Origin of the sequence: Saccharopolyspora erythraea (assembly GCF_018141105.1) — a bacterium.
GTDB classification, from domain to species: Bacteria; Actinomycetota; Actinomycetes; order Mycobacteriales; family Pseudonocardiaceae; genus Saccharopolyspora_D; species Saccharopolyspora_D erythraea_A.
Genome location: NZ_CP054839.1, coordinates 8,034,115 through 8,048,506 on the forward strand (window position 1 = coordinate 8,034,115; position 14,392 = coordinate 8,048,506).

Sequence of the window (14,392 nt, forward strand, 5' to 3'; positions counted from 1 at the left end):
TTCATGCCCTGACCGCGAGGGCCGCGCAGCGGGTTGCCGCCACGACGTCCGCGAGTCACCGCAGGTCGCGGGACCTCAAGGCCCCGTCCCGCTCGGCCGTCAGCGGGTCACATCATGCCGTTGAGCTTGTTCAGCAGCCGGGCCATGTCCTTGAGGTCCTGCGTGGTCCAGCTCGCGAACTGGCCGTGCAGGTGCTTGCGCCGCTGGTTGCGGACCTGCTCCAGGCGGGCGCGCCCCAGCTCCGAGAGCTGTATGCGCCGGGCCCGGCCGTCGTCGGGGTCGGGCACCCGCTCCAGCAGGTTCAGCTCCACCAGCGTCGCGATCTGCCTGCTGACCGTGGACTTGTCGAGCCGCGTGCGGTCGGCGACGTCCATGCCCCGCAGCGGCCCGTGCTCGTCGACCATCAGCAGCAGGCTGTAGGAGGCCGGGTCGAGGTCCGGGTGCACCTGCTCGGCGACCATGCTCGACACGTTGCGCGCCCGGCGGAACATCATCACGAGCTCGCGTTCGATGGACTCGGCCGCCGTGCGCCGGTCGATGCCCTCGTCCCGCACGCCACCGGCGGAGCCGGCAGCACCGGCCTGTTCCTGCTCGATCACGACTCTCCTACCGTCCGCGCTCGCGCGCTCCGCCGACCGGGGTCACCCGCACGGCGACCCCGGTGACAGTATCTTGCGAAATGTCTGGCTTGGGCAGGTCGTGGCCCTGATCCCTTCGAGCGAAGAGGCACATCCCGCCGAGCGGGAAGGGCCGGTCGTTGCGGGAAGCCCACCGTCCCATCGCCCGTCCCGCCGGACGCAGCCAGGCCCCGGACCCGCCGTCCGCGTCGCCTAGCTCGCGCCGACCTCGGCGTCGGCGGGGTGCCACGGCCGGGGCGTGCCCCTCGCCTCGAAGTAGTCGCCACCCTTGCGCTTGATGTCGTCGGTGCCCCAGCTCCGCTGCCGCACGACCGGAGCCATCCGCGGGATGTGCTTGCGGCAGTGCACGTAGGACTCCTCGACCTGCACGACCACCCACCGCTCGGGCGTGCGACCGCGGTCGAACTCCGCGGGCAGTGCCGGGTGGATGACCCGCAGGTCCGGGTCCTCGACGATGCGGGCCCTGCCGTTGACGTGCAGGCCGATCAGGTCGGACACGAAGTCGACCATCAGGATTCCGATGTGCGGATTCTCACTGATGTTGCCGAGGCTGGCCATCACGCCGTTGCCCCGGTACTCGGGGTAGGCGATGTGCCGGTCGTCGAGCACCTCGATGAAGCCGGGGGGACCGGCGCGCAGGCTGGAGTCGCAGTCGCCGCGCGAGTCGGAGGTGGCCACGAAGGCCATCTCCATCCGGGAGATGAACTCCTTCATCTGCGGGTTCAGGTGGTCGAGGACCTGGTCGTCGTAGAAGCGCCGGGCGCGCTTGGCGGTGCCGTAGGCGCACTGGAGCAGGTGCTCGCCCGCCGACCCGGGCAGCGCAGCGCCCTGGTGACCCTCCGTGAAGGGGTCGTTCGGGTCGTCGGAGCGGTTCGGGGAGTCCGCCTTCGCGAGCGTCGGTTCCGGTTGGGACGACCGCGCGGACGGCGGGTCGGCGAGCTCAAGCTCCAGCAGGTCGTCGTCGGCGGTGCCGCTCGGGGTGAGCTGCGGGAACACGGTTCCGGCCGGGGTACGCAGCGGGCCGGCAGCGGTGCGCACTGCTCCCGTCGTGGATCGCACGGAGCCGGTCGGGGGATGCGATGGGCCGGTCGGGGGACGCAAACGGCCGGCCGGGGGTAAGTGGTCGGGGATCACGCGCCTCACCGTGTCACGCCTCGCTTCGTTCGAACAGCGACGGCTACCAGGTTCGCCCGACGGAGAGCCGGAATATCAACAAGATGTAGTTAAAATGCACTCAAAAGTGCCATCAAGGCGCACGCGGCACAGCGGACACGTTAGGGTCCCCCCTAGTCGGGGGACGCTTGGCCGACAGCGACGTGCCCGAACGGTGCGACCGCCTACGTGGAGAAGACTGCGCCCGAACCATGACAGCGAACGCCGTACTGAGCCCCGGTCCTCCCCCGAACCGCGAGCCATCTCCCGGGGTCAGCCAGATGGTCCGCCTGATCCGCGAGAGCTGGGCCGAAGTGGAGCCGCAGGCCGATGACGTGGCCAGGTTCTTCTACGGAATGCTCTTCAGCCTCTCCCCGGCCACCCGCGACCTGTTCGCGGTGAACATGGAGGTGCAGCGCAGCCGGTTGCTGCGCGCGCTCGTCCACGTGATCCAGATGGTGGACCGCCCCGACGACCTGCTGCCGTTCCTGCACCAGCTCGGCCGGGACCACCGCAAGTTCGGCGTGGTCTCCGCGCACTACGAGGCGGTGGGGACCGCGCTGCTGGCCTCGATCAAGAAGCACGCGGGCTCGTCGTGGACCGACGAGGTCGAGCGCGCATGGGCCGAGGCCTACACCGTGATGGCCTCGGCGATGACCGAAGCGGCGGCCGCCGACGAGGGCCCCGCCTGGTACAACGGCGAGATCGTGCACCACGAGCGGCTGAGCTGGGACGTCGCGATCGTGCGCGTGCAGCCCGACCACCCGGTGCCCTACCAGCCCGGGCAGTACGTGAGCGTCGAGGTTCCGCAGCGCCCGCGGCTGTGGCGCTACCTCACACCGGCCAACGCGCCGAGTGAGGACGGCACCATGGAGTTCCACATCAAGTCCGTGGAGGGCGGCTGGGTCAGCCGCGCGCTGGTCGGTCACGCCCGGCCGGGCGACGTCTGGCGCATCGGTTCCCCGATGGGGCGCCTCGGTGTGGACCGCCAGCGCGACCGGGACGTGCTGATGATCGCCGGAGGCACCGGCCTGACGCCGATGCGCGCGATCATCGACGACCTCGCCCAGTACGGCGACAACCCGCGCGTGCAGCTCTTCTACGGCGGACGCAACCGCGACGACCTCTACGACCTCGAGGGCCTCCAGCGCGTCGCGATGAGCAACCCGTGGCTGACGGTGACCCCGGTGCTGGAGAACGACCCGGGCGCCGTAGGCGCCGAGCACGGCACGCTCGCCGACGTGGTGACCCGCTACGGCGCATGGTCGGAACGCGACGTGCTGGTCGGCGGCTCGCCGGCGATGATCCGCGCGACCGTGTCGCGGATGCTGGTAGCGGGCACGCCGCTCGACCACATCCAGTACGACCCGTTCACGCTGGACTGAGCAGGGGCGTCGCGAGCAACGCGGGGGCCGTCGCAGGGAGGCCCGACGTCCCGGCAGGCGTCCTGGGCAGAGCAAATCGCGGGTACGGACAGGCCACCCCGGGCGATCTCAGCGACATCGTGGTCGCGGACCGGGCCGGGCGCTGCCGCGCCGCGGGCCGTTGACAGCCCACGCCACGGGGGACCGCTGGTCCGCGCCGTGTCACCGGTAGTCGCACCGGCTTGAGTGCGGCACACACGCCGCACCAATTGTCTATTTAGGACTCTCGACCAGAGGCCGATCAGAGTCCGATCTCATTGCCGATCTCCGGACACGCATCCGGCCCCAACCGCCGCCCGGGCCGTCATCGCCGGCTCCCGCCGTCATCGCCAGGTCCGGCCGTCATCGCCAGCCCGGCCAGTCCTGCCGAGCCCGCTCCTGACCCTGTGCCCCACGTGACCGTGCCGCCCCACGCGGGGGGCGGCACGGCACGGCTGGCTCAGCGCCTGCGGTCGGGCTTCCAGACGACCAGCGCGGTTTCCTGGCGAACCGGGACGAGGTCCCGGCGGTACGAGGCGTGCACCTGCGCCGCCGCCTGCTCCGCGGCGGCGTGCGCCGCGGCGACCTCGGTCATCAGCTCCTGCACCTTCTCGCGCAGGGCATCGACCTCGTTCTCCAGTTCGATGATGCGCTTGATGCCCGCGAGGTTGACGCCCTCCTCCTGGGAGAGCCGCTGGACCTCGCGCAGCAGGGCGATGTCACGCGCCGAGTACCGGCGCCCGCCCGCCGCGGTCCGTCCGGGCGAGACCAGCCCGAGTCGGTCGTAGCTGCGCAGCGTCTGGGCGTGCAGCCCGGACAGCTCGGCGGCCACCGAGATCACGAAGACCGGCGTGTCCTCGTTGGCACCCGGTGGGAACCCGACCGTCATGCTCAGCTTCGCCCGACTCCGACCGCTGGTCATGCCTTACCTCCCGAGCAGCTCGTCGAGGTCCCCGCGAGGGTCGTGATCCGCGGTCGCCTCCGCGTACGCGCGCAACGCGTCCTCCGCCTTGCCGTCCAGTTTGGACGGAACGGCGACCTGCAGGGTCACCAGGAGATCCCCTCGGGTGCCGCTCTTGCCCTCCACGCCCTTGCCGCGGACCCGCAAAGTGCGGCCGCTGCTGGTGCCGGGCTGGACCTTCAAGGAGACCTTGCCGTCCAGCGTGGGCACCGTCAACGTGGTTCCCAGGGTGAGTTCGGGGAAGGTCACCGGAATGGTGATCGTGAGGTCGTTGCCGGACCGGCCGAACACCCGGTGCGGGTTGACGTGCACCACCACGTACAGGTCTCCGGCCGCGGCCCCGTGCCTGCCCGGCTCGCCCTGGCCGGCCAGCCGGATCCGCTGGCCGTCGGAGACGCCCTGCGGGATGCGGACGGTCAGGGTGCGGGTGCGGGTGCTGACTCCCTCGCCCCGGCACTCCGGGCACGGGTCGTCGATGATCTGCCCGCGTCCGCGGCAGTCCGGGCACGGCTCGCTGAACGCGAAGGCGCCCTGGTTGCGCGTCACGAGCCCCGCCCCCGCGCAGGTCGAGCAACTGCGGGGCCGGGTGCCGGGACGCGCGCCCGACCCGTGGCAGGTCACGCACGTCGCCGGGCTCGACAGGCGCAGCGGCACGGTCGCGCCGCGCACCGACTCGGTGAAGTCGATGGTCACCTCGGTCTCGACGTCGGCGCCGCGCCGGGGGCGGTTGGCCGACGTGGCGCCGCCGCGGCGGTTGCCGAACAGGCCGCCGAAGAGGTCGCCGATGCCACCGCCGGCCTGCGCGCCGCCGAAGAGGTCGCCGAGGTCGAAGCCGCCGGTTCCGGTTCCGGTACCGGCGCCGAAGCCGCCGAAGCCGCCTCCGCCCTGGCCGCTGCCGAAGCCGGCACCGAACAGCCTGCGGGCCTCGTCGTACTGCTTGCGCTTCTCCGGGTCGGAGAGCACGCCGTACGCCTCGGAAACGGCCTTGAACTTGGCTTCGGCCCTGCTGTTACCGGGGTTGGCGTCGGGGTGGTTCTCCCGCGCCAGCTTCCGGTAGGACTTCTTGATCTCGTCAGCCGAAGCGTCGGAAGAGACGCCCAGCTCGGCGTAGAAATCCTTGTCGAGCCATTCCCTGGCACTCACTGGACGCCCCTCCTCCCGCTCGTATCAACCTTGGTCTGCCGACTTCTCACCGGACTGCGCCTGCTCACCCGCCGCCGACTCCGCGGGCTGCTCGCCCGGCTCGTGGTCGGTGACCGCGACCATCGCGGGCCGCAGCACCCGGTCGCCGAACCGGTAGCCGCGCCGCAGCACGGCGGTCACCGTCGGCCCGGAGACCTCCGGCGACGTGCTGTGCTGCACGGCCTCGTGCACCGACGGGTCGAACTCGTCGCCCTCCTGGCCGAAGGGCGCCAGCCCGGCCCCGTTCAGCGACCCGATGAGCTTGTCGGCGACGGCCTTGAAAGCTCCGTTGAGGTCGCCGTGGGACTCAGCGCGCTCGACGTCGTCGAGCACCGTGAGCAGGTCGCCCGCGACCGACGCCTTCGCGGCCTCGATCACGGCCTCGCGGTCGCGTTCCACCCGCTTGCGGTAGTTCGCGTACTCCGCGGTGACCCGCTTGAGGTCGCTGGTCAGCTCGTCGACCTGCTGCTGCAGGCCCGACGACGGGACCTCTTCGACGACGGCTTCGGCTTCGGCGATTTCGTCGTCGAGCGTCCCGGAGATGCTTCCGGCGACCTTCGGTTCGCTCTCGGCCGGTGCCGGAGTCCGGCGCTGGCCGGTCTCCGGGTCGATCCGGCGCCGATCCCTGACCACTACCGGCTCCTGCTCACCCTCGTTCCGCGACATCTCTGGCCTGTCCGACGTCACTTCTTCTTCTCGTCCTCGTCGTCGACGATCTCGGCGTCCACCACGTCGTCGTCGGCCTTGGCCGAGCCCGAAGCGCCCGCGGCACCCTCACCGGCACCCGCGTCGGCCCCGGCGGCGCCGGCACCGGCGTCGGCGTAGAGGGCCTGGCCCAGGGCCTGCGACTCGGTGGCCAGCTTCTCGACCGCGGTCTTGATCGCCGAGACGTCCTCGCCCTTCAGCGACTCGTTGACCTCGTCGATGGCGGCCTTGACCTTGTCCTTGGCGTCCTGCGGCAGCTTCTCGTCGTTGTCCTTGAGGACCTTCTCGGTCTGGTAGACCAGCGTCTCCGCCTGGTTGCGGGCCTCGGCCTCCTCGCGGCGCTTCTTGTCCTCCTCCGCGTGGGCCTCGGCGTCCTTGACCATGCGGTCGATGTCGTCCTTGGGCAGCGCCGAGCCGCCCGTGATCGTCATCGACTGCTCCTTGCCGGTGCCCAGGTCCTTGGCGTTGACGTGCACGATGCCGTTGGCGTCGATGTCGAACGAGACCTCGATCTGCGGCACGCCGCGCGGCGCCGGGGGCAGCCCGGTCAGCTCGAACATGCCGAGCTTCTTGTTGTGCGCGGCGATCTCGCGCTCGCCCTGGAACACCTGGATCTGCACCGACGGCTGGTTGTCGTCGGCGGTGGTGAAGGTCTCCGAGCGCTTGGTCGGGATGGTGGTGTTGCGCTCGATCAGCTTGGTCATGATGCCGCCCTTGGTCTCGATGCCCAGGGACAGCGGCGTGACGTCCAGCAGCAGGACGTCCTTGACCTCACCGCGCAGCACACCCGCCTGCAGCGCCGCGCCGACCGCGACGACCTCGTCGGGGTTGACGCCCTTGTTCGGCTCCTTGCCGCCGGTCAGCTCCTTGACCAGGTCGCTCACCGCGGGCATCCGGGTCGAGCCGCCGACCAGTACCACGTGGTCGATGTCGCCGACCTTGATGCCCGCGTCGCGGATGACCGCCTCGAACGGCTTGCGCGTGCGCTCCAGCAGATCGGAGCTGATGCGCTGGAACTCGGCCCGCGACAGCGTCTCGTCCAGGAACATCGGGTTCTTGTCCGAGTCGACCGTGATGTAGGGCAGGTTGATGTTGGCCGTCGACGACGAGGACAGCTCGATCTTGGCCTTCTCGGCGGCTTCCTTGATCCGCTGGAGCGCCATCTTGTCCTTGGTCAGGTCGATCCCGTTCGAGGACTTGAACTTCTCGACCAGCCACTCGACGATGCGCTCGTCCCAGTCGTCACCACCGAGGTGGTTGTCACCGCTGGTGGCCCGGACCTCGACCACGCCCTCGCCGATCTCCAGCAACGACACGTCGAAGGTGCCGCCACCCAGGTCGAAGACCAGGATGGTCTGCTCCTTCTCGCCCTTGTCCAGCCCGTAGGCCAGCGCCGCCGCCGTCGGCTCGTTGACGATCCGCAGCACGTTCAGGCCCGCGATCTGGCCGGCCTCCTTGGTCGCCTGCCGCTGGGCGTCCTCGAAGTAGGCCGGGACCGTGATGACCGCGTCGGTGACGTCCTCGCCCAGGTACGACTCGGCGTCGCGCTTGAGCTTCATCAGCACGCGCGCGGAGATCTCCTGCGGCGTGTAGGCCTTGTCGTCGATCGTGTTCTTCCAGTCGGTGCCCATGTGCCGCTTGACCGACCGGATCGTGCGATCCACGTTGGTCACCGCCTGGTTCTTGGCGGGCTGACCGGTCAGGATCTCACCGTTCTTCGCGAAGGCCACGATCGACGGCGTGGTCCGCGAGCCCTCGGAGTTGGCGATAACCGTCGACTCACCGCCCTCCAGGACGGAAACGACGGAGTTGGTCGTCCCCAGGTCGATACCGACCGCTCGCGCCATGGATGGTTCCTCCTGCTCATTGCCAGTACGCCCAGGACATGATCAGCCCTTGAGCCTTGCTGACTCAAGTTTTACCGAGCCCGACCGCGTCTCGTCAAACGCCGGTTGAGCCGGTCACACTCAAGCTTTCTGCCTCGACAACGGCTGAGCAGGTGTTCGAGTTCCCGGCGGCCGCTCCCGCACGGGTGTTCGCTGGTCCGGGTACCCGCCGAGGCCGCCGGAGGACACCGGCGCGCGCCCACCCCGCGCCCGGCGGCACCGGGCGCGGGGTGGGCGCGGTCGTCAGCTGGGCACGACCTGGATGGACCCGCTGCCCGTGGAGAGCTCCAGGCTCCGGGGCGCGTTCGGGTCCTGGGTCACGTCGATCTCCTCGCCGCCGCTGCCGGTGTCGGCGCGCACGCGGTACGCCCCCTGCGGCACCTCGAGCTCGATGCCGCCGCTGCTGGTCCGGACGTCGACCTCCTGCGGTGCGGTGAGCTCGGCCGCGACGGTCCCGGAGCTGAGCTCGGCGCGGAACCGGCCGCCCCGCAGCTCCCGGCCGTCCACACCGCCGCTGCCGGTGCGCACGTCGACGTCGCCGCCGAGGCCGGCCAGCGAGACCGACCCCGAACCGGTCTCCACCGAGACCGCGCCGGCGACGTCCCGGACGTCCGCCCCGCCCGAGCCGAGCCTGGCGTCGACCGATGCCATCCCGGCCACCTCGAGGTCGCCCGACCCGAGCTCGCCGGTCACCGGCACGGGCGCGGGCAGGGTCACCTGGTAGTCGACGCTGCAGTTCCAGCCGCAGCTGGTGTCGAGCACGAGCCTGCCGCCGTCGACCCGCAGCCGCGACTCACCGCCACCCCAGAAGCCCGACGAGCTGATCCGCTCCTGGACCTCCCCGCGCGCTCCCGGCTCGTACCGGACCGCGACCGAACCCGAACCCTCGAGGAGCTCGACAGCGCTGACGCCGTCCACCGGCACCGTTCGCGTCCGGTCCTGACCGCCGAACTGCCCCCAGGCCAGCGCCGCTCCACCCAGCAGCACCAGTGCCGCGCCACCGACCGCCAATCCCACACGGGCCATGCTTTTTCGCCCCCCCATATCCGCTCCGGAGTGAACTTACGCCCGGCCCGAGGGCCGGACATCGGGGTCGCCCCTGATCCGGTCCCCGGGTCCGGTGCCGCCGATCGGGGGCCGCGGACCGGCCGAACGCACGCCCCGGAGTCTTGGATCGCAGACATCAGCTCCGGATCGGGCATTGGCTCACCGGGGTGGTCCCCCCGCCAATGGAACGCAACGCGCAGCGCCGAGGAGGCGGAATGGCAACATCCCTGGAAGTCGAACGCAGATCCATCGACCCGGTCCCGGAGGACGAGCGGCACGGGCGCCCGCGCATCCTGTTCACGCTCTGGTTCGCCGCGAACATGCAGATCACCTCGGCGGTGACCGGAGCGCTGACGGTGCTGGTCGGGCTGCACCCGCTGTGGGCGCTGGTCGCGATCGCGCTGGGCAACGCGCTCGGCGCGGTCCCGATGGCGTTGCACGCGGCCCAGGGCCCCAAGCTCGGCATCCCGCAGATGATCCAGAGCCGGGCGCAGTTCGGCGTGCACGGGGCGGTGCTGCCGCTGCTGCTGGTCGTGCTGATGTACCTCGGCTACTTCGCCAGCGGAAACGTGCTGGGCGGGCAGGCGCTGGCCGAGATCACCGGCCTCCCGGTGGACCTGAGCGTGCTGGTCTACGCCGGGCTGTCGGCGCTGATCGCGATCGTCGGCTACCGGCTGATCCACCGGTTCGGCTGGATCGCGTCGCTGCTGTCGGTCGTGGTGTTCGTGTACCTGACGTTCCGGCTGCTCGGCAGCCACGACTTCGCGGCGGTCCTGGCCGGCGCCGAGCTCGACTTCCCCGCGTTCCTGCTCGCGCTGTCGCTGACCGCCTCCTGGCAGCTCACCTTCGGGCCCTACGTCGCCGACACCTCCCGCTACCTGCCGTCGGCGACCTCCATCCGCGCGACGTTCTGGTGGACCTACGCGGGCACGGTGATCGGCGCGGTCTGGGCGATGTCCTTCGGCGCGCTGGCCTACGCCGTGTCCGGCAACGCCTTCAAGGGCCGCGAGGTGGCCTACGTGGTCGGGCTCGGCGGCGAGGCGCTGGTGCTGCCGCTGCTGCTGGCCATCGCGCTGGGCAAGTTCACGGTGAACGTCCTCAACATCTACGGCGGCTACATGACGGTGGCCACCACGCTCACCGCGTTCAACAGCGGGGCCAGGAAGCTTTCACCGGCGACGCGCATCGCCTACATCGCGCTGGTCGGCGTCGCCGGCGGTGCGATCGCGGTTCTCGGACGCGGCGACTTCCTGTCGAACTTCGTGCTGTTCCTGCACTTCCTGCTGTACTTCCTGACCCCGTGGAGCGCGATCAACCTCGTCGACTTCTACTTGCTGCGCAAGGAGAAGTACGCGCTCGACGAGATCTACGACCCGGACGGCCGCTACGGGCGCTGGTGCGTGCCCGCGCTGGTGGCCTACCTGCTCGGCATCCTCGTGCAGATCCCGTTCTCGCACGTAGAGAAGGTGTTCACCGGTTTCGCGGTGCCGTGGCTCGGCGGCGCCGACATCGCGTGGCTGCTCGGGCTGGCGGTGCCGGGGCTCATCTACTGGCTGGCGATGCGTCGCCGCGTGCACAGCACCGCCACCGCCGAGGCAGCCGCCAGGGAGTGACTCACGAGATCACGCCCAGCGAGCGCAGGTAGCTCTCGGGCTGCATCACGTAGCGCAGGGACGCTTCGAGCTCCTCCGCCGTCGGCGGCTCGTCGGCGACCAGCGCCTGCATCATCAGACCGTCGATGGTGGCGAAGAACGCGCGCATCGCCGGCGGGTCGCCGCCCTCCCCGCCGTTGACGTAGCCGGTCGCCACCTCGATCCAGCGCCGCGCCGCGGGCCGCAGCGCCGGCCTGCGCGCGGCCAGCAGGTACAGCTCGTACTCGGCGAGGGTGCGTTCCCGGTGCTCGTCGATCATCCGGGCGAGCATCCGGGCCACCGCCCCCGGCCACTGCTCGTTGGACGCGACCTCGCCGGTCATCCGGTCGATCTCCGCGATGAGCACCTCGACGCTGTCGAGCAGCGTCGCCACCAGCAGGTCGTCGATGCTGTCGAAGTAGTAGCCGACCGAGGCCGCGGGCACGCCGGCCTCGCGCGCGATGTTGCGGTGGCTCACCCCCGCGACGCCGTCGCGGGCCACGACCCGCAGCGTGGCGTCGACAATGGCGCGGCGCCTGCGCGCGCCCTTGGCGCGGCGCCCGTCGGTCTCCGGGGCCCGCGAGGTCAATGCACGCCTCCCAGTTCGAGCGCGAGCACACCACCGACGATCAGCACGACACCCCCGATCTGGACCGCGGTGATGGTCTCGCCGAGGAACACCGCGCCGATGACCGCCACCAGCGCGACGCCCGCACCGGCCCAGATGGCGTAGACGACGCCGACCGGCAGGCCGAGCTTGAGCACCGCGCCCAGCGCGGCGAAGGCGGCCAGGTAGCCGACGACGACCATGACCGAGGGGACCGGCTTGCTGAACCCCTCGGAGAGCTTCAGCGACAGCGTCGCGGTCACCTCGGAGAGGATCGCCACGGCCAACAGCAGGTACGCCACCTGTCATCACCTTCCCGCGAAAACCTGTACGGTCGCACTACTTGTCCAGGATACGGCCTCCCAGGACCGCTCCCGCCGCCGACTTGACCTCTAGCCGACTGGAGGTCGCAGGCTTTCGGCGCGAACGAGATCGCGACCAGGGAGACCGAAATGACCAGGGATGACGAGATCGCCGAGCTGCGCACGCAGATCCGGGTTCTGACCGACCGCGCCGAGCTCGGCGAGCTGGTCGACCGCTACGCGCTGAGCCTCGACGAGCGGCGCTTCGACCCGGCGACGGCGGCCGGGTTGTTCACCGACGACGTGCGCTTCTCCTACCCGGTGGGGGATGCCGGGACGCTGGAGGGCTACGAGGAGTCCAGCCTCGCGCTCATGGCCCCGTACGAGCGGACCCAGCACCTGACCGGCAACCACGTCGTCGACCTCGACGGCGACCGGGCGCGCGTGCGGTGGAACGCGATCATGACCCACGTGCACGTGCGCGAGACCACCGACCAGCGCGGCGAACAGCCGGGCACGCACTTCGACGTCGGGGCGCGCTTCACCGCCGAGGCGGTGCGCACGCGGGGCGGCTGGCGCTTCCGGGAGGTGTCGCTGGCGGTGCAGTGGACGCAGGGCACGCCGCCGCCCTGGGTCACCGACGCCGCCTGACGCTTCCCGCCCGCGCCGGGGCCGCCCTACCCGGCGCGGGCCAGGCCCGCGAGCAGCGGGCGCAGGCCCAGCTCGAACTGGGCGTCCAGGCTGAGGTGCCGGGTCGCGCGGGCCCCCGCCACGACGTGCGGGAAGTCGGACTCGGGCAGCGACTCCATCGGAGACGCACCCGGATCAGGTGAGCCGATGAGGTCGAGCTGGGCGAAGCCGATCGCGTAGCTGAAGACCAGGCGCGCCCCTCCGGCCGCCTCCGCGCCGCGCAGGCCCGCCTCGTGCAGCGCGGCCATCACGGCCTCTGGCAGGCGCAGAGCCGCCGGGTCGGTGTACTCGCGCATCGCCAGCAGGGGCGTGGCGTTCGGGTGCCTGCGCACCAGCGCCCGAACGCCGTGCGCCAGCGCCGCGATCCGCTCCCGCCACGGCAGCGAGGGCTCCGGCACGTGCAGTTCGGCGAGCAGGTGCTCGATGGCCAGCCGCTCCAGCTCCGCCCGGTCGGCCACGTGGTGGTACAGGCTCATCTTTCCCACGCCGAGGCGCTCGGCGACGGCGCGCATGGTCAGCCCGTCGTGCCCCGACTCGTCGAGCACCTCCAGCGCCGCCGCCACGACGGCTTGACGGGTCAGCTTCGGCGGCCTGCCGCGCCGCCGCGGGGCGTCTGAGGTGGTCACGCACCGAACCTAACGCACTCGCTCGACCAGGCGGCCCCCTCCTGCTACATTTTTCGTCCCAAGTACGAAAAATGGAGGCGCACATGACCACCCGGTACGGGCTCGTCCTGTTCACCGACTCGTTCGGCAGCGATGCCGGCAGTCGCGAGGTCTTCGAGTGGGCGCTGGACTACGCGCGCGAGGCCGAGCGGCACGGCTGGCACGAGCTCTGGACGACCGAGCACCACTTCAACACCCGGGCCCAGAACTCCTCGGCGCTGACCATGGCGGCTTTCCTCCTCGGCCGCACGAACCTGCACGTCGGCACCGCGGTGGCCGTGCTGCCCAACCACCACCCGCTCGCACTCGCCGAACAGGCCGCGGTGCTGCAGCACCTGTCCGGCGACCGCTTCACGCTCGGCGTCGGACGCGGGCAACCGCTGGTGGACCTGGAAATCCTCGGCACCGGGCCGGCCGGCTTCCGCGACATCGGCGAATCCGTGGCGCTGCTCGACGACGCGTTGCGGCACGGGCGGGCGAAGGGAGGCGGGCAGCGGTACCGGTTCGACGAGGTGGCGGTGATGCCGGCACCCGCGCGGTCCGGCCCGCCCTTCGCGCTGGCCTCGTCGTCAGCGGAGTCCGCGCGCATGGCGGGCGAGCGCGGGTTGCCCGTACTGCTCAGCCCGTTCGTCGACGTGGGGACGAAGCGCGCGCTGCTCGACGAGCACGCGGCCGCGGCGGCGGATTGCGGTCACCAGCTCGACCCGCGGGACAACATCGACTCGGCGTACTTCGCCGTCGCCGACGACACCCCGGCCGCGCGCGAGCTGCTGACCACCGGGATCGCGCAGCTGAACCACCAGCTCGCACGGCTGGTCACACCCCTGGTGCCGCGCCCGGCCCCGACCGCCGAGCAGGCCCGCGCCGAGGCGGCCAAGCTCGCGGACTGCCACGTCGCCGGCGACGTCGCCGACTGCGCAGCACAGCTGGCCGACCGGACGGCAACCCTGGGCGTCGGCCGCGTCCTGCTCATGCCCGAAGGCGCGGGCTCCCGCGCGGCGACCCTGAACACCATCCGCCGAGCGCGGGAGGTCTTCACCCGGGCCGCCTAGGCCGTGGCGTCGTCCCCGCCGTCCTTGCCGCCGAAGAGCATCCCGGCTACCAGCACGACGGCCCAGATGCCCATCGGGAAGATCGGCCAGAAGAAGTACGGCTGCCCCGACGGCAGCCAGGTCACCAGCCAGATGCCGGTGAGCATGAAGGAGATGCCCGCCCAGTCACGCCACTCCTTGACGAGCTTCTTGCGCTCGCGCTCCTTCCTTGCGACCTCGGCCGGCTGCTTCGACGGGGCCGGCGCGGGGAGGTCGGCGGTCAGCGGCACGAGATCGGCCAAGGTGCGCGCGGAGTAAGCGGCGCGAACCCGCTCGTCGTACTCGGCGAGGTCCAGGCGCCCCTCGCCCATGGCGGCGCGGAGCCGCTCGGCGACCGCTTCGCGGTCGGCGTCGGACGCGCGCACCGAGTCCGGCTCAGACATCAGAGACCCCCACCAGGCATGGCCGGGCCGAACCCGGAACCACCGAACC

The 14,392-nt window shown here is 71.2% G+C and carries 15 protein-coding genes; 4 read left to right on the forward strand and 11 right to left on the reverse strand.

Annotation, left to right across the window (positions count from 1 at the left end; translation table 11 throughout):
• Positions 1-107: 107 nt before the first annotated feature.
• Positions 108-599, reverse strand: a complete 492-nt coding sequence (locus HUO13_RS36240; RefSeq protein WP_211899330.1) for a MarR family winged helix-turn-helix transcriptional regulator — start codon at positions 597-599, stop codon at positions 108-110.
• A gap of 231 nt (positions 600-830) precedes the next feature.
• Positions 831-1,676 carry a pyridoxamine 5'-phosphate oxidase family protein gene (locus tag HUO13_RS36245; protein ID WP_432757806.1) on the reverse strand — a complete coding sequence of 282 codons (846 nt, stop codon included), beginning with the start codon at positions 1,674-1,676 and terminating at the stop codon, positions 831-833.
• A gap of 395 nt (positions 1,677-2,071) precedes the next feature.
• On the opposite strand from HUO13_RS36245, the gene HUO13_RS36250 reads away from it, so the two are divergent.
• Positions 2,072-3,175 carry an FAD-binding oxidoreductase gene (locus tag HUO13_RS36250; RefSeq protein ID WP_211899331.1) on the forward strand — a complete coding sequence of 368 codons (1,104 nt, stop codon included), beginning with the start codon at positions 2,072-2,074 and terminating at the stop codon, positions 3,173-3,175.
• 478 nt (positions 3,176-3,653) lie between these two features.
• Here the strand turns inward: HUO13_RS36250 and HUO13_RS36255 are convergent, their stop codons facing one another.
• The 5 genes from HUO13_RS36255 to HUO13_RS36275 all read right to left on the reverse strand — a co-directional run bounded on the left by HUO13_RS36255 (position 3,654) and on the right by HUO13_RS36275 (position 8,953).
• Entirely contained in the window at positions 3,654-4,115 is a 462-nt protein-coding gene (locus HUO13_RS36255) for a heat shock protein transcriptional repressor HspR (RefSeq protein ID WP_282975526.1), read from the reverse strand.
• Between the two features lie 3 nt (positions 4,116-4,118).
• Positions 4,119-5,297 (reverse strand): molecular chaperone DnaJ, encoded by a 1,179-nt coding sequence (gene dnaJ, locus HUO13_RS36260; RefSeq protein ID WP_211899332.1) that lies wholly within the window; start codon positions 5,295-5,297, stop codon positions 4,119-4,121.
• A 24-nt stretch (positions 5,298-5,321) separates the two neighbouring features.
• Entirely contained in the window at positions 5,322-6,002 is a 681-nt protein-coding gene (gene grpE / locus HUO13_RS36265) for a nucleotide exchange factor GrpE (protein ID WP_211899333.1), read from the reverse strand.
• 17 nt (positions 6,003-6,019) lie between these two features.
• Positions 6,020-7,888, reverse strand: a complete 1,869-nt coding sequence (gene dnaK, locus HUO13_RS36270) for a molecular chaperone DnaK (RefSeq protein ID WP_211899334.1) — start codon at positions 7,886-7,888, stop codon at positions 6,020-6,022.
• A gap of 282 nt (positions 7,889-8,170) precedes the next feature.
• Positions 8,171-8,953 carry a DUF4097 family beta strand repeat-containing protein gene (locus tag HUO13_RS36275; protein WP_211899335.1) on the reverse strand — a complete coding sequence of 261 codons (783 nt, stop codon included), beginning with the start codon at positions 8,951-8,953 and terminating at the stop codon, positions 8,171-8,173.
• A 236-nt stretch (positions 8,954-9,189) separates the two neighbouring features.
• Between HUO13_RS36275 and HUO13_RS36280 the strand changes: the two genes are divergently transcribed.
• Entirely contained in the window at positions 9,190-10,587 is a 1,398-nt protein-coding gene (locus HUO13_RS36280; RefSeq protein WP_211899336.1) for a purine-cytosine permease family protein, read from the forward strand.
• Between the two features lies 1 nt (position 10,588).
• Here the strand turns inward: HUO13_RS36280 and HUO13_RS36285 are convergent, their stop codons facing one another.
• Positions 10,589-11,194 (reverse strand): TetR/AcrR family transcriptional regulator, encoded by a 606-nt coding sequence (locus tag HUO13_RS36285; protein WP_211899337.1) that lies wholly within the window; start codon positions 11,192-11,194, stop codon positions 10,589-10,591.
• The gene (locus HUO13_RS36290) at positions 11,191-11,514 is read right to left on the reverse strand and encodes a DMT family transporter (RefSeq protein WP_211899338.1); all 324 of its coding nucleotides are present in this window, start codon (positions 11,512-11,514) and stop codon (positions 11,191-11,193) included. Before HUO13_RS36290 ends, HUO13_RS36285 begins: the two co-directional genes overlap by 4 nt.
• A gap of 150 nt (positions 11,515-11,664) precedes the next feature.
• Here HUO13_RS36290 and HUO13_RS36295 point away from each other — a divergent pair, with 150 nt between their 5' ends.
• Positions 11,665-12,165 (forward strand): nuclear transport factor 2 family protein, encoded by a 501-nt coding sequence (locus tag HUO13_RS36295; RefSeq protein ID WP_211899339.1) that lies wholly within the window; start codon positions 11,665-11,667, stop codon positions 12,163-12,165.
• 26 nt (positions 12,166-12,191) lie between these two features.
• On the opposite strand, the gene HUO13_RS36300 is transcribed toward HUO13_RS36295, so the two are convergent.
• Positions 12,192-12,830, reverse strand: a complete 639-nt coding sequence (locus HUO13_RS36300; protein WP_211899340.1) for a TetR/AcrR family transcriptional regulator — start codon at positions 12,828-12,830, stop codon at positions 12,192-12,194.
• Between the two features lie 83 nt (positions 12,831-12,913).
• Between HUO13_RS36300 and HUO13_RS36305 the strand changes: the two genes are divergently transcribed.
• On the forward strand, positions 12,914-13,921 hold the full coding sequence (locus tag HUO13_RS36305; protein WP_211899341.1) for an LLM class flavin-dependent oxidoreductase: 1,008 nt from the start codon (positions 12,914-12,916) through the stop codon (positions 13,919-13,921).
• Here the strand turns inward: HUO13_RS36305 and HUO13_RS36310 are convergent.
• The gene (locus HUO13_RS36310; protein WP_211899342.1) at positions 13,918-14,343 is read right to left on the reverse strand and encodes a DUF1707 SHOCT-like domain-containing protein; all 426 of its coding nucleotides are present in this window, start codon (positions 14,341-14,343) and stop codon (positions 13,918-13,920) included. The genes HUO13_RS36305 and HUO13_RS36310 overlap by 4 nt on opposite strands.
• Between the last annotated feature and the right edge of the window lie 49 nt (positions 14,344-14,392).